Here is a 19,526-nt window from a genome sequence, read left to right as displayed (position 1 = left end):
GCTGTAAAATATTTAAAACTTTTAGTAAATATGAAAAAAAGGTTTTATCCTATTTTTATTTCTTAAAATATTAATTACTTTAGCCACATAATTATGAAGACAACAGTAGGTTATACATATTTTAGCGGTTTTTATTTTTTCTTTAGCAGAAAAAACGAGACGTTGTATGTGTAATTTATAAACATAAATTTTAATACTAAGTCTCGATGAAAATCGGGACTTTTTTTTGTATATGATTAAAACAGTAGCCATACAAGGTGTAAAAGGGTCGTTTCATCATATTGTGTCGCAACAATATTTTGATAAACCTGTTGATGCTATTGAATGTTCCACATTCGATCAGGTAGTCGATTCTTTAATTACAAAAAAATGTGATGCCGCCATAATGGCTTTAGAAAACTCAATTGCGGGTTCAATCATTCCAAATTACGCATTAATAAACAAGTTTGGGTTGCATATTGTTGGCGAACATTATTTAGATATTCAACATAATTTAATGGTGTTGCCAAATCAGAATATCAAAGAAATTAAAGAAGTGTACTCGCACCCAATGGCGTTGTTGCAATGTATGGAGTTTTTTAAATTACATCCACATATTAAGTTGATTGAAGATAAAGATACGGCAGAAGTAGCGCAACGAATTCAAGAAAAACAACTAAAAGGTGTTGGTGCCATTGCAAGTGTATTGGCTGCCGATATTTTTGAATTAGATATAATAGCACATAGCATTCAAACGATAAAACATAACGAAACGCGATTTGTAATTGTAAAACGAGTAAACTCTGAAGTAGCTGAAAACGAAATTAACAAAGCATCAGTGCGTTTTGAAGCAGACCACAAACGTGGTAGTTTAGCGGCAATTTTAAATGTGATGAGCGATTGTAAATTGAATTTAACAAAAATACAATCGTTACCAATTGTTGAAACACCTTGGAAATATGCCTTTTTTGTTGATGTTACTTTTGAAACGTATGAAGAATTTAAAAAAGCAAAGTCCATTATAGATATTATGGCGCAAGGATTTAAAGTATTAGGCGAATATAAAAACGCAAAAAAATGATTGAGGCAGCAAACAGATTAAACACCGTTGAAGAATACTACTTCTCAAAAAAGTTGAGAGAAGTAAATCTGCTTTTAGCTAGTGGTAAGCCTATCATCAATTTAGGTATTGGTAGCCCAGATATGCAACCACCACAAAAAGTAATTGATGCTTTAAATGAAGGGTTTTCAAACCCAAATGCGCATAAATACCAAAGCTACCAAGGCTTGCCAGAATTAAGAGAAGCTATTGCAGGGTTTTATAAAGAACATTTCGCGGTAAGTTTAAGTCCAGCAACCGAGATTTTACCATTAATGGGAAGTAAGGAAGGAATTATGCACATTTCAATGGCATACCTTAATGAAGGCGATGAGGTGTTAATACCAAACCCGGGTTATCCAACCTATGAGTCGGTTACCAAATTAGTAGGAGCAAAAACGGTTTTTTACGAACTAGATGAAGCTAACGATTGGCAACCAGATTTTAAAGCTTTAGAAAAGTTAGATTTATCTAAAGTGAAAATCATGTGGGTAAACTATCCGCACATGCCAACAGGCGCACAACCAAGTAAATTTTTATTTGAAGCGTTGGTTGCTTTTGGAAAAAAACACAATATTTTAATAGTAAATGATAACCCGTATAGTTTCGTGTTAAACGAAAATCAACAAAGTATTTTAAGTGTAAAAGGCGCAAAAGATGTTTGTTTAGAGCTTAATTCACTTAGCAAAACCTTCAATATGGCAGGTTGGCGCGTTGGGATGGTTGTTGGTGATAGTACGCACATAAACAACGTTTTAAAAGTGAAAAGCAATATGGATTCTGGTATGTTTTACGGTATTCAAAAAGGTGCTATTGAAGCCTTAAAATGCTCAAAAATGTGGTTTGTAACATTGAATAATGTTTATAAACAGCGTAGAGATTTAGTATGGAAATTAGCTGAAGCCTTAAATTGTACTTACGATAAAAATGCTACAGGTTTATTTGTTTGGGCAAAATTGCCTCCATTTGTAAAATCAGAAGAATTTATAGATTTAGCATTAAAAAACAATCACTTATTCATTACACCAGGAACTATTTTTGGCAGTAAAGGAGAAGGATACATCAGGTTTTCATTATGTGCTTCAACAGAAGTATTAGAAGAAGCCATTGCAAGAGTAAAATGAAGAATATATACATCATAGGCGTTGGGTTAATTGGCGGAAGCTTAGCTATTGATATTAAAAAGAAATATCCAGATGTGGTAATTCATGGTATTAGTAGAAAAGAAGCAACACTTAACGAGGCTTTAGAACTTAATTTAATTGATAAAAAGGCAACATTAGATGATATTGTTAATGCCGATTTAGTCATTATTTCTATTCCTGTTGATGCTACGGTAAAATTATTACCATCTATTTTAGACAAAATACCAGATACAGGATTGGTGGTTGATGCAGGCTCGACAAAAGAAGCAATTTGTAAAGTGGTTGAAAACCACCCAAAACGCAGAAATTTTTTAGCAATGCATCCAATTGCAGGAACCGAACATTCAGGGCCAAGTGCTGCGATTCCTAACTTGTTTGTTGGCAAAACAAATATTATTTGCGAAGTTGAAAAAACAACATTCAAACTTCAAGAAAAAGCGTTGGAGTTGTTTAAATCAATCGGGATGCGTATACGATATATGAACCCAGAAGCGCATGACAAACATATTGCTTACGTATCGCATTTATCACATATTAGTTCGTTTATGCTAGGTAAAACGGTAATGGAGAAAGAAAAAAACGAACGCGATATATTTGATATGGCAGGAAGTGGATTTGCATCTACTGTACGATTGGCAAAAAGTTCACCTGAAATGTGGACACCTATTTTTAAGCAGAATAAAGAAAACGTAATTGAAACTTTAGAAGAATACATTAACAATTTAACGCAATTTAAAGAGCTAATGAAAGGTGATGATTTTGATGCGATTTTTAATGAAATGAAAGAAACAAACCATATAAAAGATATATTGAAAGGTCTTATTTGATGTAGTTTAAAACGAACATCAGTATATGGAAGTTGCTTTTTAGCGTACGTTTAGGAATTGAAATCTAAGAAAAAATAAAAGAGTAAATAAATTATAAAAAATTATTTCGAAACAATGTAAAGTTTCACTTGTAGTAGATTTAAAGTAAATTAAATAAAATGGAAAACAAAAAAGAAATGAGAACGTGGTTGGATGAATTAAATTTAAGTCATCCACTGGTAATTGCAGGACCTTGTAGTGCTGAAACAGAAGAGCAAGTATTAAAAATAGCACACGAGCTGAAAAATACTGATGTAAGTTATTTTAGAGCAGGTATTTGGAAACCAAGAACACGTCCAGGAATGTTTGAAGGTGTAGGTGCATTAGGCTTAAAATGGTTACAAAAAGTAAAAGCGGAAACTGGTATGAAAATTTGTACCGAAGTAGCAAACGCAGCCCATGTAAAATTAGCTTTAGAGCATGATGTAGATTTATTATGGATTGGTGCTCGTTCTACAGTTAGCCCATTTATTATGCAAGAAATTGCAGATGCTTTAGAAGGAACAGATAAACCAGTACTTATTAAAAATCCAGTAAACCCAGATTTAGCATTATGGTTAGGTGGTATTGAGCGTATTTACAAAGCAGGCGTTAAAAACATTGGTGCTATTCATAGAGGGTTTTCAACGTATGAAAAAACGAAATACAGAAATAATCCAGAATGGCAAATGGCTATTGAGTTTCAAAACAAATATCCAGATATTCCTTTAATTAACGATCCGTCGCATATTACTGGAAAGCGTGATATGATTTTTGATGTATCGCAAACGGCTTTAGATTTGAATTTTGATGGATTGATGATTGAAACACATTACGACCCGGATAATGCTTGGAGTGATGCATCGCAACAAGTTACACCAGCTACCTTGGTTCAAATTATGAAAGATTTGAAAATTAGAAAAGAAACAGATGCTGAAGCAGATTACAACAAAAAACTTGATAATTTAAGAGCGCAAATTGATGTAGTTGATAATCAAATTATTGATTTATTAGGAAAGCGTATGAAAGCTGCCGATGGCATTGGAGCACTTAAAAAATCTAAAAACGTAGCTGTTTTACAAAGCAAACGTTGGAACGAAATTTTAGGTAAAATGGTTATTGAAGGTGAAGCGCAAGGGTTGAGTGAAGAGTTTATTTTAAAAATGTTTAAAGCTATTCACCAAGAATCAATTAATCACCAAGAGAAAGTGATTAACGGTTAATATTGAAGTTATTATAAATAAAAAAGCCTCACAATTGTGAGGCTTTTTTATTTATAATATTATTTTTTGATACGTTTAAAAATATAACGAGTTATGAAGATGCCTTGTCCGTCGTCTTTACCACTATCACTTTCAACAGCACTGGTTACAAAGGCTAAATCCCAACCTTCTTCAACCATCGTATTTATTTTTGAAGTAATAACGGCATCGTTAGCAGCAATGTTTTGAAAGCGAATTCCAGCTATGTTGTAAAAATTTAATAGTTTGGTTTCATCAAAATCTTTAACACGTATATCGCTTCGGTCTGCTTTATTTCGACTGTTATCTTCTTCTGTTTGGGTTGATGTATATTCTTTATAGTTTTTATCTTCATTGGCACTAATAATTCTAGAACGCCCTAAACCGTTAGGAACTATAGATTCTACACTTGTAATAACTTTGTATTCAACTTGAGCATTTGTTTCAAAAAAAGAAAACAAAGAAATACTTAAAATGATTAATAATTTTTTCATGTTGTTAAGGTTTTAAAAATTTAGACAGCAATATAATCTTTTTCTTTAATTGAAAAGTTGTTAATTTGTGGTGTAATAGTTAATTAATGACAGGACTCGTTTATAAATCTACAGGAAGTTGGTACACCGTTAAAACCGAATTGGGTGAAACGTACGAATGCCGTATTAAAGGTAAATTCCGTTTAAAAGGCATCAAAAGTACCAATCCAATTGCCGTTGGCGATTATGTTGATTTTGAGTTAGAAACCGACAATAATCAAGTGTCTGGCGTTATTCATAATATACACGATAGAACTAATTATATTGTTCGAAAGTCGGTAAACCTATCAAAGCAAACACATATTATTGCATCTAATATCGATCAGGTTTTTTTAATGATTACCATTAATAATCCGCCAACCCTTACTAGTTTTATCGATCGGTTTTTAGTTACTTCCAATGCCTATTCTATTAAAACCATTTTACTTTTCAATAAAATTGATTCGTATGATGAAGAAACACTAAATGAAGTTAAATATTTAGCACATATTTATAGAACAATAGGGTATGAATGTATAGGGGTTTCGGCAAAAACAGGTAAAAATGTAGATAAAGTAAAAGCCTTAATGCACAATAAAGTTAGCATGTTTTCAGGACACTCGGGCGTTGGAAAATCTACACTTGTAAATACAATTGAAGAAGATTTAAATCTTAAAACAAAAGCAATATCTACGCTTCATAGCCAAGGGCAACATACTACAACCTTTGCAGAAATGTTCGATTTAAGTTTTGGCGGCAAAATTATAGACACGCCAGGTATTAAAGGTTTTGGCGTTGTTGATATGGATAAGGAAGAAGTAGGCGATTATTTTCCAGAAATATTTAAGCTAAAACAAGATTGCAAGTTTAATAATTGTTTACATATACAAGAACCAAATTGCGCCGTAAAAAATGCTTTAGATGCAGATGAAATTGCATTTTCGCGCTACCGTAGTTATTTGCAAATTGTTGAAGGTGAAGATGAGCATTATAGAACCGATAGTTGGGAAAAAGAATAAATAGTTTGTAATGAAAGTAGTTATTCAAAGAGTTTCAAAAGCAAGTGTTGTTATTGAAAATATAAAAGTTGCCGAAATTTCAAACGGACTTTTAGTGCTTTTAGGTATTGTTGATGATGATACGCAGAGTGATATTAATTGGTTGTCAAACAAAATAGTAAACCTCCGTATTTTTGGTGATGATGAAGGTGTAATGAATAAATCGCTTTTAGATAGCAATGGCAATGTAATAGTTGTAAGTCAATTTACACTGCATGCTGCAACTAAAAAAGGAAACAGACCAAGCTACATTAAAGCAGCTAAACCAGACGTTGCCATACCACTTTACAAAGCTTTTGTAAAACAGTTAGAGCTAGATTTAGGAAAACCTGTTCAAACTGGTCAATTTGGTGCAGATATGAAAGTAGAGCTTCTTAACGACGGACCAGTAACCATCATCATCGATTCCAAAAATAAAGAATAAATTAAATTGTAAGATTTTATCGTTTAAACTAAAAGATAGGTATTACGACGAAATATGATTTTTCTCATGTAAATTATTGCTTTAATATTTTATATTTAGGGTTTTAATAAACTTAAATGTGTTTTATGAATCTAAAAATTAAGGTGTTATATATTCTTCTTTTTATAACAATACAAGTTTCTTCACAAGAAAAATTTCATACAAGCTTTACACTTCCTAGCAATTTAAAGGAAAACGCCAATGCCGTTATTCGTTCTAATGAATTGATTATCACAATTAATAGCGTTAATGATATGACGGTTTATCAAAAGCGCATTATAACCGTGCTAAATAAAGAAGGCAATAAAAATATTGATGCTTATGTACATTATGATAATAATGTGAAAATAAAAACTTTAGAAGTTTTAATATTTAATCAACTAGGTGCAAATATTAAAAAAATCAAAAAAAATGATTTTAAAGATGTTAGCGCTGTTGATGGCGGTACTTTGTATTCAGATTCTAGAGTTATGTATTTAGAATATACGCCAATTACCTACCCATACACCATAGAATTTGTTTGTGAAATTAACACAAAAAATACAGCTTTTATAGAGCCGTTTATGCCTGTAAGTGATTATTTTGTGAGTGTTGAAAATAGTTCGTACACAATTAATTTCCCAACCGATTTAACAATTAGAACCAAAGAAAAGAATTTGGAAGGTTTAAAAATTACCAAAGAAACCTTACAAACAAAAATAAGTTATAACGTTAAAAATATGGAGGCAAAAAAACCAGAAGCATATAGTCCTTCACTGGTTGATATTGCTCCTAAAGTTTTAGTAACATCAAACAAATTTGCTTTGGAAGGTGTGCAAACTGAAGTAGAAGACTGGAGTGGTTTTGGGAAATGGATGTATCGAGATTTAATAAAAGAAACCCACGATTTGCCAGCAAGTACAGTAGCTATGATTCAAAATCTTGTAAAAGATGAAACAAACGATATTGATAAAGCTAAAAAAATATATCAATACGTTCAAGATAAAACACGCTATATAAGTGTACAAGTTGGTATAGGAGGATGGAAACCGTTTAATGCTTCCGCAGTTGATAAATTAGGTTATGGCGATTGTAAAGCACTAACAAACTATACCATGTCGCTTTTAAATGCTGCTGGAATTCAGTCAAATTATACGGTTGTATATGCTGGCGATTCACAAAGAAGCTTAGAACACGATTTTGCCGCCATGCAAGGCAATCACGTTATACTTAATATTCCACAAGATAATGGTGATGATATTTGGTTAGAATGTACAAGCCAGAAGTTGCCTTTTGGATTTATTGGCGATTTTACCGATGATAGAGATGTGCTAGTAATAACACCCGAAGGTGGAAAAATTAAACACACAAAAAAGTACCAAGCCCAAGAAAGCTCGCAACTAATAAAAGGAACTTATACCATAACAGAAAACGGACTTATTGAAGTTAGCGCAATCGTAAATTCCAAAGGTATTCAATATGATAATAAATATTGGTTGGAAACCGAAACCGAAAGAGATTTAGATACATACTATAAAAAACGCTGGAATTATATTAATGGTATAACTATAAATAGCATGCGCATAAATAACAATAAACTAGCTAATGAATTTGTTGAAGACGTTAGTTTTGTTGCGCCAAATTACGCAAAAACAGTTGGTGATAGAATGTTATTAACTCTTAATGCTTTAAACAGAAATACCGATATACCAGACCGCTACAGAGACAGAAAATTACCTTTAAAAATAAAAAGAGGTTTTGTTGATATAGATGAAGTTGAAATTAAATTACCTACTGGTTTTACCATAGAATCTTCGCCTGAAAAAGTAGCTTTAGATAATAAATTTGGTAGTTACAAAGCTGAAATTATTGTTAAAGATGAAAACACCATAGTTTATAAACGTGAATTTATAGTTAACGATGGCGAATTTCCAAAAGAAGATTACGAAGCTTACAGAGAGTTTTATAAAGAAGTAAACAAACAAGACAACGCCAAAATAGCTTTAATTAAAAACCAACCTTAAACCTAAATTAACAATGAGAACAACGGTTATTTTATTTTTTACTTTATTTAGTTTAGTAACATTTGCACAAAATTATGATTTTGGTAAAATTTCAAAAGAAGAACTAGAAGAAAAGTATAACCCGCAAGATTCTTCAGCTAATGCAACTTATTTATACAAAAACAGAAAGACTTTTTTCGAATATCAACAAGAAAAAGGTTTTGAGCTAATTACAGAAATTCATGAGCGTATAAAAATATATAAACAAGAAGGATTTAATTATGCTACTAAGGAAGTAAATCTTTATAAAAGTGGTAATGATGATGAGGAGTTTTCAAATTTAAAAGCATATACATATAATTTGGTCGAAGGGAAAATTGTTGATGAAAAACTTACAAAAGATGGGATTTTTGAATCTGAATTAAATAAATATTTAAACCAGATGAAATTTACAATGCCTAATATTAAACCGGGTTCTGTTGTTGAATTTAAGTATAGAATTAAATCACCTTTTATTTCTAATATTGATGAATTTGTTTTTCAACATGATATTCCAGTTGTGAAGTTAGAAGCTACATTTGAAGCGCCAGAGTATTTTAAATTTAAATTGAATACAAAGGGATTTTTATTTGTGTCTCCTAATGTTGAAGAAAAGCGAGATAGATTGACTTTTGTTTCAAAAACTATGGACAGAGGCTTTGGTCAAGTAGGTACTAAAACACATTCAGAAGAAATAGAATTTAAAAAAAAAATATCAAAATATAATTTAACAAATATTCCTGCTCTTAAAGAAGAGTCTTTTGTTAATAATATTAATAATTATCGTTCTTCAGTCAAGTACGAGTTGTCTTATACAGATTTTCCAAATTCACCTTTAAAATATTATTCTACTTCTTGGGAAGATGTAGTGAAAACTATATACCAAAATCCAAATTTTGGATCAGAATTGGATAAATCTGGATATTATGAAAAAGAAATTGACGCTATTGTAAGTACTGTTTCAGATCCAACCCAAAGAGTAGCTCTAATATTAGATTTTGTAAAATCTAAAGTCAATTGGAATGGTTATTACGGTTATTATACAAATGTGGGTGTTAGAAAGGCTTATAAAGACCAAGTAGGTAATGCAGCTGAAATAAATTTGATGTTAACGTCTATGTTGAGATATGCAGGATTAAGTGCATTTCCTGTTTTAGTAAGTACAAGGCAAAATGGTATTCCTTTATTTCCAACCAGGGAAGGTTATAATTATATAATAACTTATGTTAGGTTAGCAGAAACTATTATTTTATTAGATGCTACAAATAAATATAGTGCACCAAATGTATTGCCTTTTAGAACTTTGAATTGGCAAGGTAGGGTTATGGCAGAACACGGTGGTTCGCAATTAATAGATTTATATCCTAATGAAATATCAAAAAACAGTTTGTCTTTTATGGCTAATTTGGATGAAAACGGAAATCTGAATGGTAAATACAGAGCTGTAAAAACCAATCATGAAGCATTATTGTATCGAGAAGAAAATAATAATAAAAATAAAAAAGATTTTTTAGATCAGTTAGAGAATAAATTAGGTGGTATTGAAATTTCGGATTTCAAGGTTGAAAATGAGACCGATTTATATAAGCCAATCATAGAGTCATATAACTTTGTAAAAGAAAATCAAGTAGATGTTATTGGTGGAAAACTATATTTCTCACCTATGTTTTTTTTAAAAATTAATGAAAACCCATTTAAGTTAGAAAAAAGAGAATTTCCAGTAGATTTTGGATACCCAACAAACACATCCTATAAGATAGTTATTAAAATACCAGAAGGATATAAGGTTGAAAGTTTTCCTGAACCTCTAATGTTTATGATGCCAGATAATTTAGGCTCTTTTAAATACAATATTAGCCATCAAGAAAACTTAATTCAATTATCAGTTGAATCTCAAATCAACCAACCAATTATCTTATCTGTTTATTATGATGCATTAAAAGAGTATTTTAGCAAAATAGTAGAAAAAGAAGCAGAACAAATAGTTTTAACTAAAATATAATGAACATTAAAAACGCACAGCAAGACGTAGATAATTGGATTAAAAACCACGGCGTTCGTTATTTTAACGAACTTACCAATATGGCACAACTAACCGAAGAAGTAGGCGAAGTAGCCCGAATAATTGCACGCAGATATGGCGAACAAAGCGAAAAAGAAAGCGATAAAAATAAAGATTTAGGCGAAGAACTTGCCGATGTAGTTTTTGTAGTACTATGTTTGGCAAACCAAACAGGTATCGACCTTCAAGCAGCTTTTGATAAAAAAATGGATTTAAAAACCAATCGCGACCACGATAGGCATCATAATAACGAAAAACTAAAATAAATTATAAGTATATTTGAACGCTTCTTTTAAGAAGCGTTTTTTATGTTAGTTCAAGAGCAATCAAGAACTTTTTGTTAGTTTTTTAAATTATAAAATGAATATCACACTTCAAAAATCGCAAATAGCAAACCGTCAATCTAAAATTACAATTACAGGTTCAAAAAGCGAATCAAACAGATTGTTACTTTTAAAAGCATTATATCCAGAATTTTCACTTGAAAATGTATCAAATTCTGATGATAGTTGTTTAATGACCGATGCTTTAAAATCAGTTTCTAATATTGTAGATATTCATCATGCAGGCACTGCTATGCGTTTTTTAACAGCTTATTTTTCTATTCAAGAAGGGCGTGAAGTAACACTTACAGGTTCTAAACGCATGAAAGAACGTCCTATTCAAATTTTAGTTGAAGCTTTAAAAGAATTGGGCGCAGATATTAGCTATGTAGAAAATGAAGGTTTCCCACCAATAAAAATTACAGGAAAAAAATTAACAAAAAACAAAGTGTCATTAAAAGCAAATGTAAGCAGTCAGTACATTTCAGCTTTATTGTTAATTGCTTCAAAGTTAGAAAACGGTATAGAGTTAACTTTGGAAGGCGAAATTACTTCAGTCCCTTATATAAAAATGACGTTAAGTTTACTAGATGAAATAGGTGTAGAGTCATCATTTATTGGAAATGCCATTACCGTAAAACCCAACAACCAACAACCAGCAACCAACAACCAACAACCAACAATACTAACTGTAGAATCCGATTGGTCTTCAGCTTCCTATTATTTTAGTATTGTAGCCTTATGTGAGGTAGGAACAGAAATTACATTATCATCTTACAAAGAAAATTCATTACAAGGTGATTCCGTTTTAGTAGAAATATATAAGCATTTTGGTGTTCAAACTAGTTTTAAAAATAACACAGTAGTTTTAGAAAAAACGACTCAAAACCTAAAAGCGTTTAGTTACGATTTGGCAAACGCGCCAGACATAGCTCAAACCATTGCCGTAACCTGTTTTGCATTAGGAATACCATGCGATTTAACAGGACTTCATACCTTAAAAATTAAAGAAACCGATAGGTTAGTAGCTTTAAAAACCGAAATTGAAAAATTAGGAGGAAACGTAGAAATTACAGATAAATCGTTACACCTTAAAGCTTCAAATACCATAAACCAATTTGTGCCAATTGCTACCTACAACGACCATAGAATGGCTATGGCCTTTGCACCATTAGCACTTAAAACACCGTTAATAATTGAAGATGCAGAAGTGGTTTCAAAATCATATCCAACCTTTTGGAACGATTTAGAATCTATAGGTTTTAAAATAACTAAATAATAATCATCAATTTACTTGACAACCCCTATCTGCAGATTGTATATTTGCAACCTAATTTTTAAAAGCTAAAGCAAAAACTTTAAACTTTTAAAACTTTTAAACTTTTAAACTTATTTAAATGAAGTTATCAAACTTTGGTTTTAATCTACCAGAAGAATTATTAGCCGAATACCCAGCAGAAAACAGAGATGAATCTCGTTTAATGGTTTTAGACAGAAAAAAACAAACCATCGAGCATAAAATGTTCAAAGATATTATTGATTATTTTGATGAAGACGATGTTTTAATACTTAATAATACCAAAGTATTTCCTGCACGTTTGTATGGTAATAAAGAAAAAACAGGCGCAAGAATAGAAGTGTTTTTATTGCGCGAATTAAATGAAGAACAACGCCTTTGGGACGTTTTAGTTGATCCAGCTCGTAAAATACGTATAGGTAACAAACTATATTTTGGTGATGATGATACCTTGGTCGCCGAGGTTATTGATAATACAACATCTCGTGGGCGTACACTACGTTTTTTATACGATGGTTCTTATAAAGAATTCCGTAGAAAATTAAACGAACTTGGTGAAACACCTCTTCCAAAATACATAAAAAGAGAAGTGCAGCCAGAAGATGAAGAACGTTACCAAACCATTTACGCTAAAAATGAAGGCGCAGTAGCTGCACCAACAGCAGGACTTCACTTTTCAAGACATTTGTTAAAACGCTTAGAAATTAAAGGTGTAAATTTTGCAGAAGTTACCCTACACGTTGGTTTAGGAACCTTTAATCCAGTTGAAGTTGAAGATTTATCCAAACACAAAATGGATAGTGAAGAACTTAAAATTGACGAAAAAGCAGTGGCAATTGTTAATAAAGGTATTCAAAACAAAAAGCGTGTTTGCGCTGTAGGTACAACTGCAATGCGTGCTATTGAAAGTTCGGTATCATCAAACGGGCAGTTAAATGAGGTAGAAGGATGGACAAACAAATTCATTTTCCCTCCATACGATTTTAGTATTGCCAATTGCATGATTACCAATTTTCACACACCAAAATCTACCTTGTTAATGATGGTTTCAGCATTTGCAGGTCACGATTTTATTAAAAAAGCATACGAAGAAGCTGTAAAAGAAAAATACAAATTCTACAGTTATGGCGATGCCATGTTAATCATATAAATTCAAAAAAGCCTTGTTAATTCAAGGCTTTTTTATTCCTGCGAAAGCAGAAACCTTTTTAAAATAATTTTAAGTAAATTTATTTGGGCATTTCCCTATCGGGTCGCGTTTTCCATTGCAAGTCCTCGCTCGTACCTCGCTGTGGGCTTTTCATTGCAACCGCTAATGCAAATTACAACTTCCATTCATAAATTGTAAACCTTAATCAAATTCATCAATCCTTAATCGTTAATCATCAATCGTTTCCCTATTTTTGCAAAACTTATGGCAACAACAAAAAAAGACATACGCGCATTAACCAAAGAGCAGCTTCGAGAATTCTTCGAAAAACAAGGCGACAAAGCCTTTCGAGGTAATCAAGTTTACGAATGGTTATGGCAAAAATCGGCACATTCGTTTGATGATATGACCAACGTTTCGCTTGAAACACGTCAAATGCTAGAAGAAAACTTTGTTATCAACCACATAAAGGTCGATACCATGCAACGTAGTAACGATGGTACTGTTAAAAATGCCGTTCGGTTACATGATGGATTGATAGTAGAATCGGTATTAATACCAACCGCTACCAGAACAACTGCTTGTGTATCAAGTCAGGTTGGTTGCAGTTTAGATTGTAAATTTTGTGCCACAGCGCGTTTAAAACGCATGCGTAATTTAAACCCAGATGAGATTTATGATCAAGTAGTAGCCATTGATAATGAAAGTAAACTATATTTCAATCGTCCGTTAAGTAATATCGTTTTTATGGGCATGGGCGAACCACTTATGAATTATAACAACGTTATAAAAGCCATTGATAAAATTACCTCAGAAGAAGGTTTGGGTATGTCGCCAAAACGTATTACGGTTTCAACATCGGGCGTACCAAAAATGATTAAAAAAATGGCTGATGATGAAGTGAAGTTTAATTTAGCAGTGTCATTACACTCGGCTATAGATGAAGTTCGAACATCCATAATGCCGTTTAATGAAACCTTTCCTTTGGAAGATTTACGTGAAGCTTTAGAGTATTGGTATGCTAAAACCAAACGCAAAATTAGCTACGAATATGTGGTTTGGAATGGTATAAACGACTCTCAAAAAGATATTGACGCCTTTGTTAAGTTTTGTAAATATGTACCATGTAAGGTAAACATCATAGAATACAACCCAATTGATGATGGCGAGTTTCAACAAGCATCTAGTGAAGCCTTAGAAAATTACATTGCATCCTTAGAAAAAAACAGAATTGTAGTTAATGTACGCCGAAGTAGAGGTAAGGATATTGATGCCGCTTGCGGACAATTGGCAAATAAAAGTTAAAAAATAAACTTCTAAAACTTATATTTGAATTCTCTTAAAAAATAATATTGAAAATAGTAGAGCAAATAAAACAACCCATAGCCTTTGAAATGGACCTTTTCGAGCAAAAGTTCCTGCTTTCAATGTCTAGTAAAGTGGCTTTACTAAACCGTATTACCACCTATATTGTAAACCGAAAAGGGAAGCAAATGCGACCTATGTTTGTGTTTTTGGTTGCTAAAATGGTATCGAATGGCGAAGTGAGTGAACGTACCTATCGTGGTGCTTCCGTTATCGAATTAATCCATACTGCTACTTTAGTACATGATGATGTGGTTGATGATAGTAACCGCCGTCGCGGATTTTTCTCCATTAATGCACTTTGGAAAAATAAAATTGCGGTATTAATTGGCGATTATTTACTGTCAAAAGGTTTGCTTTTAAGTATTGATAATAACGATTTCGATTTGCTTAAAATCATTTCAATAGCAGTGCGTGAAATGAGTGAAGGCGAATTACTTCAAATTGAAAAAGCTAGAAAACTAGATATTACAGAAGCCGTTTATTATGAAATTATACGTCAAAAAACAGCAACACTTATAGCTGCTTGTTGTAGCTTGGGTGCAGCATCGGTAAAACCAGAATCGCAGCATGTAGAAGTAATGCGCAAATTTGGTGAACTTATAGGTATGGCATTTCAAATTAAAGATGATTTATTTGATTATACCGATGACCAAATTGGCAAACCTACAGGCATTGATATTAAAGAACAAAAAATGACCTTGCCTTTAATTTATGTGCTAAACAATGCTGAGAAGAAGGATAAAAACTGGTTAATTAATTCTATTAAAAACCATAATAAAGATGCCAAACGTGTTAAAGAAGTAGTCGCTTTTGTGAAAACTAATGGCGGTTTAGATTATGCTACAACCAAAATGAAACAATTTCAAGAAGAAGCATTGCAATTACTAAAAACCTATCCGGAATCAGAGTACAGAAATTCTCTAGAGTTGATGGTGAATTATGTGATTGATAGGAAGAAGTAGGTTTTGGTTTTTTGAAAGTTTCGTTTAACTGTCTCGGTTATGTGTAGTTGCGTGGTTTAGCGTTAAACTTAGAAAGCACACACAGAGTTGGAAATTCCGCAGGGATTTCCAAAGTAAGCGTGAACGAGCAATTACTTATCGCCATTGTTGGCTTTAGGCTATTCTTGTAAATAGTAAGTGAATGTCTTAGCAAAATCAATTGGTTGCTATCTTAATTTCTATAAGGGTCAAATTCCCAAACATTGTTCAATTTAGTGTTAAATTTTGTATAGATTGGAAGCACATATCCTTTATTATTAACACTAAAGCTTGTATAAACAGACATATTAATTGGTGAATTTTGAAGTTTAATCCATTCATCAGTAACATGTTTATATTTCCACAATGTATTAGAAACATAACCATCTCCCCATTCGAAATTTTGCCCTAATCCAACATAGGCTTCATCATTAATAATAAAACTTGCATATAGATTATATGCATTTGAAGGTATTGGTGTTCTTGATATCCATGTATCTTGTGTAGAATTATATTCCCATAACGTATTTATTCCGAATGCCGTTTGACTAATTCCTAAAAAACATTTTTGCCCTAGGGCAAACGTGTAGTTTCCCCAAACAGGATTGTTATTATCAAAATTTCCAATAAAATCAGCCTTTCTTTTCCATAAATCAGTAACGATGTCATATTCCCATAATTCATATGTTTTATAACAATTGCCTATATACAATTTACCATTTAAGCTAAAATTGAAATTATACCTTCTGTCAGTTTGTAATGAGCCTGTAAAGTTTTTCCGTTTTGTCCAAATATTTGTTAGAGTATTATATTCCCAAAAGCTTGTTTCTAAGAGTGCAAAAACCTTAGATCCTGAATTAAAAGCAAAAGGTTTTTTTCCTGAGTTTTCAGGTAGACTTAAATTATTCTCCCACGAATCGTAAATAGGATTATATTTTAGCATGTATAAACTATTTGATCCTATTACAAAACCGAATCCATCCATAACAAAAGATGCAGCATCAAATGTTTTAGAGCTTTGATTACTTTTTTGCAACCAAGGAAACCATATATCAAAAAAGTCGTTTGTAGCGTCTGTTGAATCCTCAATTGTAACAGTAATATTTAATTTTTGTGCCATATAAACGTATGGAACTTTAACAACTAATACGTTTTCTGTGGCTGATTCAATTTCAGCGGTAAAATCACCGAATTTTACGGTATTTTCTGAAATTGTTGTTGAAAAATGGTTTCCAGTAATTTCCACTCTTGTTCCTATTGGGCCAAATTTGGGATTAAAATTGATTATTTTTGGTGGATAAGCTTTTGTGTTAAATTCAAATTCATTACCATAAAATACAACTGTACCTATTTTTATGTAGGCACGAACATAATATTGGGTATTGCCCTCTAGTCCAGCAATACTACTTTGATATTCACCTATTGAATTTGGTGTCCCTAATTCTGTTTTAGAATTATTAATGGTTGGCATAGCCGTTGTAGACCAACAGTGACCGTATTCAACTATTCCTGGATACCCCGAGCCTAAAGAAGTAATATTACCTTTTACATTAACAGAAGTTTGTGTTACATTTAATATAGATCCGGTATACACTACAGGGGCAGCTATTTTAATAATTTCGAAATCCTTAACTAGATTATCTTCTCCCCGAATAGTAATATTCTTAAGTATTGGAACATAACCAGCTTTTGATATTTTAATTTGATAAGTCTTTGCTTTAATATTGTTAAAACTATAATACCCTTGAGAATCACTTGTGGTCTGGTCTGTAGCACCTAGTATTATTGAAACACCATATACTTTTATACCATTTGATAAAATGACACCATGGACACTTCCCACAGATTCAGATTCATCCTTTTCACAAGTGAAGATTGTAATTCCTAATAAGATAATTATTAAGATTTGGAGTTTTTTTTTGACATAGTTAATTTGCATAATCAATACTTATTGAAAATAATTTTCATGGTTTATACTCATAAAAATCATAGCCATTTGAACCACCAGAATCGTAAATACCACCACCACCAACATAGGCTTTACCGTTTAGTGAAAACGAAAAATGTCCTCCTCTTTCAATATGACCAATATCATCAATTTTAGTCCAAATATTAGACAAAGGATTATATTTCCAACAATCTTTAGTATTACTGCCACCTGTTGGATTGCCTCCAGTAACATATCCAAAACCGTTAAGTTCAAACGATGCCGTATTTTTTCTAGAATCTTTAAAATTTACTATTCTAATCCACTCATTTGTATTAGGATGATAAGACCAATAATCTACCATTCCAGTATTTGTTGCCCCATTACCTACATAGGCAATATTATTGATTGTAAAAGTTGACGTTTCTGTACGTAAAAAATAATTTTGATATGTAAAATCAGCAATTTGTGTCCAAGTATTTGTATCGGGCGAATATTTGTAAAAATCGCCATATGTGATTCTTGTATAAGGTTCAAAGTCAGCGCCCATTCCTAGGTATATTTCTTTGTTTATTGAAAAATGCGTAGCGTAATCTCTTCTAGCCCCAGGATATTTTGGAAGCTGTTTCCATTGTTGGGTTACTGGGTTATATTCCCAAAAACTATTATTGCTATCAGCGGTATAAACAAATAATTTATCCATGTTTGCCTCTGCTACACCGCTCCACTTTATTGAAAAAGGAATTGTAGATTTTTCCCAACTAAAATTATTAGGGTTAAATTTCCATAAATAATAGTTGTCATCAAATAAATCTTTTGAAGGAGCTATAACATAAGCGGTGTTATTTGCAACTACCGCATTATTAATACCTCTATAAAAACGAAAAGGGAGGTTGTTAGATATCATTATCCATTTGTCTTGAATATTCAATTCAACCTCGTATTCAACTATTAAGTCTAACAACTGAATTTTTACAATGGCTTTTCTTCTAGGGAAGGCACCAAAAGGAACTTTTGTATTAAGGTTTTGTGTATCGCCAAATGAGATGTTTGCCTTAGCTTCTTCAAAGTAGATAAAATTTTTGTCTTTTAAGGGGTGGAAATTAGCTCCTTGAATTACGACGCTCTGATTTGCAAATACATTTTTTTCAACAAAGTTTATTTTTGGGGCTATAAGCTTAAAATTATTGCTAAATGAATTTTCTTGTAATTGAGCTGAAACTTTAATTTGTTCAGAACTACTTTCCAAATCATCAGGAACTAAAACTTTTAAGGTATTTCTATCGGCATAAGTAATTGTAGCTTCTGCATTTCCAAAATAAACTTTGTTTCTTGATTTTTCAAAATCAAAATGGCCCCCATTAATAATCAATTCATCCCTAAACGTGCCACTTAAAGATGAAATTGAAGATATTTCTGGATTGAATAAAGAAAAACCATTAAAGGTTACCTTCTTCTCATATATTTTAACTTCTATTGTTGGGTTAAAGCTTTTTAAAGTTACAGGAACAATACATTTTATAATACTATCGTTTGAATAAATTATTCTACTTGATTCTCCTCCTAATGATACTTTAATATAATTCGTTTTTGTTGTGAAATAATTACCAGAAATTGAAATCGTATCTAATATATGTGCTTGCTGTGGTACTTCTTTGATTATTGGGATGATAGATCCTAAAGATATAAATGATTGCTCATCACTATAATAAATTTCGGTATCTGCAACTTTTATATATGCTCTCACAAAATATTCTCCATTATAGACTAAATCTGTGTTAATTGTATTTTCTAATTGATTGCCTGTTATTTTACTTTGTATAATGATTGAGTTATTTAAAGTTGGCACGGGCTGGTTTGATAATAAAAAGCCCGATTCTAAAATATTATTTAAATCCAAACCAGTATAAGTAGCTTTTAAATTAACTCCACCTGTTTGAGGAACATAAACAGATAAGGTTAAATTAATTGCTTCAGGTGTTGGAGTTGGGTCATCTTTTTGACAGCTTAGGGTTAAGAATAACAATATGAAAGTATAATAAAAGTTTTTTAACAT

General features: G+C 31.9%; 16 protein-coding genes. 13 read left to right on the top strand and 3 right to left on the bottom strand.

The window, feature by feature from the left end; all coding sequences use genetic code 11:
• The first annotated feature begins 232 nt into the window (after nt 1-232).
• The 4 genes from ACFQ1R_RS03550 (at nt 233) to ACFQ1R_RS03535 (ending at nt 4,291) form a co-directional block, all read left to right on the top strand.
• Nucleotides 233-1,060, top strand: coding sequence for a prephenate dehydratase (locus tag ACFQ1R_RS03550; protein ID WP_379924729.1), 828 nt, complete (start codon nt 233-235; stop codon nt 1,058-1,060).
• A complete protein-coding gene (locus tag ACFQ1R_RS03545; protein ID WP_379924728.1) occupies nt 1,057-2,202 on the top strand; it encodes a pyridoxal phosphate-dependent aminotransferase in 1,146 nt (381 codons plus the stop codon). Before ACFQ1R_RS03550 ends, ACFQ1R_RS03545 begins: the two co-directional genes overlap by 4 nt.
• Nucleotides 2,199-3,050 (top strand): prephenate dehydrogenase, encoded by an 852-nt coding sequence (locus tag ACFQ1R_RS03540; RefSeq protein ID WP_379924727.1) that lies wholly within the window; start codon nt 2,199-2,201, stop codon nt 3,048-3,050. The genes ACFQ1R_RS03545 and ACFQ1R_RS03540 overlap by 4 nt, the downstream gene beginning before the upstream one ends.
• Before the next feature lie 158 nt (nt 3,051-3,208).
• Entirely contained in the window at nt 3,209-4,291 is a 1,083-nt protein-coding gene (locus ACFQ1R_RS03535) for a chorismate mutase (protein WP_379924726.1), read from the top strand.
• Nucleotides 4,292-4,350: 59 nt separating this feature from the next.
• On the opposite strand, the gene ACFQ1R_RS03530 is transcribed toward ACFQ1R_RS03535, so the two are convergent.
• Nucleotides 4,351-4,803: a hypothetical protein gene (locus ACFQ1R_RS03530; protein WP_379924725.1), complete on the bottom strand. Its 453-nt coding sequence runs from the start codon at nt 4,801-4,803 to the stop codon at nt 4,351-4,353.
• Between the two features lie 86 nt (nt 4,804-4,889).
• On the opposite strand from ACFQ1R_RS03530, the gene rsgA reads away from it, so the two are divergent.
• The 9 genes from rsgA (at nt 4,890) to ACFQ1R_RS03485 (ending at nt 15,525) form a co-directional block, all read left to right on the top strand.
• Nucleotides 4,890-5,840 carry a ribosome small subunit-dependent GTPase A gene (gene rsgA, locus ACFQ1R_RS03525; protein ID WP_379924724.1) on the top strand — a complete coding sequence of 317 codons (951 nt, stop codon included), beginning with the start codon at nt 4,890-4,892 and terminating at the stop codon, nt 5,838-5,840.
• Nucleotides 5,841-5,850: 10 nt separating this feature from the next.
• Nucleotides 5,851-6,303, top strand: coding sequence for a D-aminoacyl-tRNA deacylase (gene dtd, locus ACFQ1R_RS03520; protein ID WP_379924723.1), 453 nt, complete (start codon nt 5,851-5,853; stop codon nt 6,301-6,303).
• Nucleotides 6,304-6,428: 125 nt separating this feature from the next.
• Nucleotides 6,429-8,345: a DUF3857 domain-containing transglutaminase family protein gene (locus tag ACFQ1R_RS03515; protein ID WP_379924722.1), complete on the top strand. Its 1,917-nt coding sequence runs from the start codon at nt 6,429-6,431 to the stop codon at nt 8,343-8,345.
• Between the two features lie 13 nt (nt 8,346-8,358).
• The gene (locus ACFQ1R_RS03510; RefSeq protein WP_379924721.1) at nt 8,359-10,365 is read left to right on the top strand and encodes a DUF3857 domain-containing protein; all 2,007 of its coding nucleotides are present in this window, start codon (nt 8,359-8,361) and stop codon (nt 10,363-10,365) included.
• A complete protein-coding gene (locus ACFQ1R_RS03505) occupies nt 10,365-10,691 on the top strand; it encodes a nucleotide pyrophosphohydrolase (protein WP_379924720.1) in 327 nt (108 codons plus the stop codon). The genes ACFQ1R_RS03510 and ACFQ1R_RS03505 overlap by 1 nt, the downstream gene beginning before the upstream one ends.
• A 94-nt stretch (nt 10,692-10,785) precedes the next feature.
• A complete protein-coding gene (locus ACFQ1R_RS03500) occupies nt 10,786-12,027 on the top strand; it encodes a 3-phosphoshikimate 1-carboxyvinyltransferase (protein ID WP_379924719.1) in 1,242 nt (413 codons plus the stop codon).
• A 118-nt stretch (nt 12,028-12,145) separates the two neighbouring features.
• A complete protein-coding gene (gene queA, locus ACFQ1R_RS03495; protein ID WP_379924718.1) occupies nt 12,146-13,195 on the top strand; it encodes a tRNA preQ1(34) S-adenosylmethionine ribosyltransferase-isomerase QueA in 1,050 nt (349 codons plus the stop codon).
• 264 nt (nt 13,196-13,459) lie between these two features.
• Nucleotides 13,460-14,500 carry a 23S rRNA (adenine(2503)-C(2))-methyltransferase RlmN gene (gene rlmN, locus ACFQ1R_RS03490; protein ID WP_379924717.1) on the top strand — a complete coding sequence of 347 codons (1,041 nt, stop codon included), beginning with the start codon at nt 13,460-13,462 and terminating at the stop codon, nt 14,498-14,500.
• Between the two features lie 47 nt (nt 14,501-14,547).
• Complete coding sequence (locus ACFQ1R_RS03485; protein ID WP_379924716.1) at nt 14,548-15,525, top strand: polyprenyl synthetase family protein; 978 nt, start codon at nt 14,548-14,550, stop codon at nt 15,523-15,525.
• Nucleotides 15,526-15,736: 211 nt separating this feature from the next.
• Here ACFQ1R_RS03485 and ACFQ1R_RS03480 read toward each other — a convergent pair whose 3' ends face one another.
• Nucleotides 15,737-17,386: an IPT/TIG domain-containing protein gene (locus ACFQ1R_RS03480; protein ID WP_379924715.1), complete on the bottom strand. Its 1,650-nt coding sequence runs from the start codon at nt 17,384-17,386 to the stop codon at nt 15,737-15,739.
• A 121-nt stretch (nt 17,387-17,507) separates the two neighbouring features.
• The gene (locus ACFQ1R_RS03475) at nt 17,508-19,526 is read right to left on the bottom strand and encodes an IPT/TIG domain-containing protein (RefSeq protein WP_379924714.1); all 2,019 of its coding nucleotides are present in this window, start codon (nt 19,524-19,526) and stop codon (nt 17,508-17,510) included.

The organism is Mariniflexile jejuense, from assembly GCF_042675665.1.
Lineage (GTDB): Bacteria > Bacteroidota > Bacteroidia > Flavobacteriales > Flavobacteriaceae > Mariniflexile > Mariniflexile jejuense.
The sequence above is the reverse complement of the archived record's forward strand: the minus strand, read 5'-3'. Positions and strand labels throughout refer to the sequence as shown.

What these genes read in the sequence shown, in the direction of transcription:
- ACFQ1R_RS03505 (WP_379924720.1), top strand. Translation starts at nt 10,365, where the DNA reads ATGAACATTAAAAACGCACAGCAAGACGTAGATAATTGGATTAAAAAC.
- ACFQ1R_RS03510 (WP_379924721.1), top strand. Translation starts at nt 8,359, where the DNA reads ATGAGAACAACGGTTATTTTATTTTTTACTTTATTTAGTTTAGTAACA.
- ACFQ1R_RS03500 (WP_379924719.1), top strand. Translation starts at nt 10,786, where the DNA reads ATGAATATCACACTTCAAAAATCGCAAATAGCAAACCGTCAATCTAAA.
- dtd (WP_379924723.1), top strand. Translation starts at nt 5,851, where the DNA reads ATGAAAGTAGTTATTCAAAGAGTTTCAAAAGCAAGTGTTGTTATTGAA.
- ACFQ1R_RS03535 (WP_379924726.1), top strand. Translation starts at nt 3,209, where the DNA reads ATGGAAAACAAAAAAGAAATGAGAACGTGGTTGGATGAATTAAATTTA.
- rsgA (WP_379924724.1), top strand. Translation starts at nt 4,890, where the DNA reads ATGACAGGACTCGTTTATAAATCTACAGGAAGTTGGTACACCGTTAAA.
- ACFQ1R_RS03515 (WP_379924722.1), top strand. Translation starts at nt 6,429, where the DNA reads ATGAATCTAAAAATTAAGGTGTTATATATTCTTCTTTTTATAACAATA.
- ACFQ1R_RS03540 (WP_379924727.1), top strand. Translation starts at nt 2,199, where the DNA reads ATGAAGAATATATACATCATAGGCGTTGGGTTAATTGGCGGAAGCTTA.
- ACFQ1R_RS03545 (WP_379924728.1), top strand. Translation starts at nt 1,057, where the DNA reads ATGATTGAGGCAGCAAACAGATTAAACACCGTTGAAGAATACTACTTC.
- ACFQ1R_RS03530 (WP_379924725.1), bottom strand. Translation starts at nt 4,803, where the DNA reads ATGAAAAAATTATTAATCATTTTAAGTATTTCTTTGTTTTCTTTTTTT.
- ACFQ1R_RS03475 (WP_379924714.1), bottom strand. Translation starts at nt 19,526, where the DNA reads ATGTTAAAAAACTTTTATTATACTTTCATATTGTTATTCTTAACCCTA.
- rlmN (WP_379924717.1), top strand. Translation starts at nt 13,460, where the DNA reads ATGGCAACAACAAAAAAAGACATACGCGCATTAACCAAAGAGCAGCTT.
- ACFQ1R_RS03550 (WP_379924729.1), top strand. Translation starts at nt 233, where the DNA reads ATGATTAAAACAGTAGCCATACAAGGTGTAAAAGGGTCGTTTCATCAT.
- queA (WP_379924718.1), top strand. Translation starts at nt 12,146, where the DNA reads ATGAAGTTATCAAACTTTGGTTTTAATCTACCAGAAGAATTATTAGCC.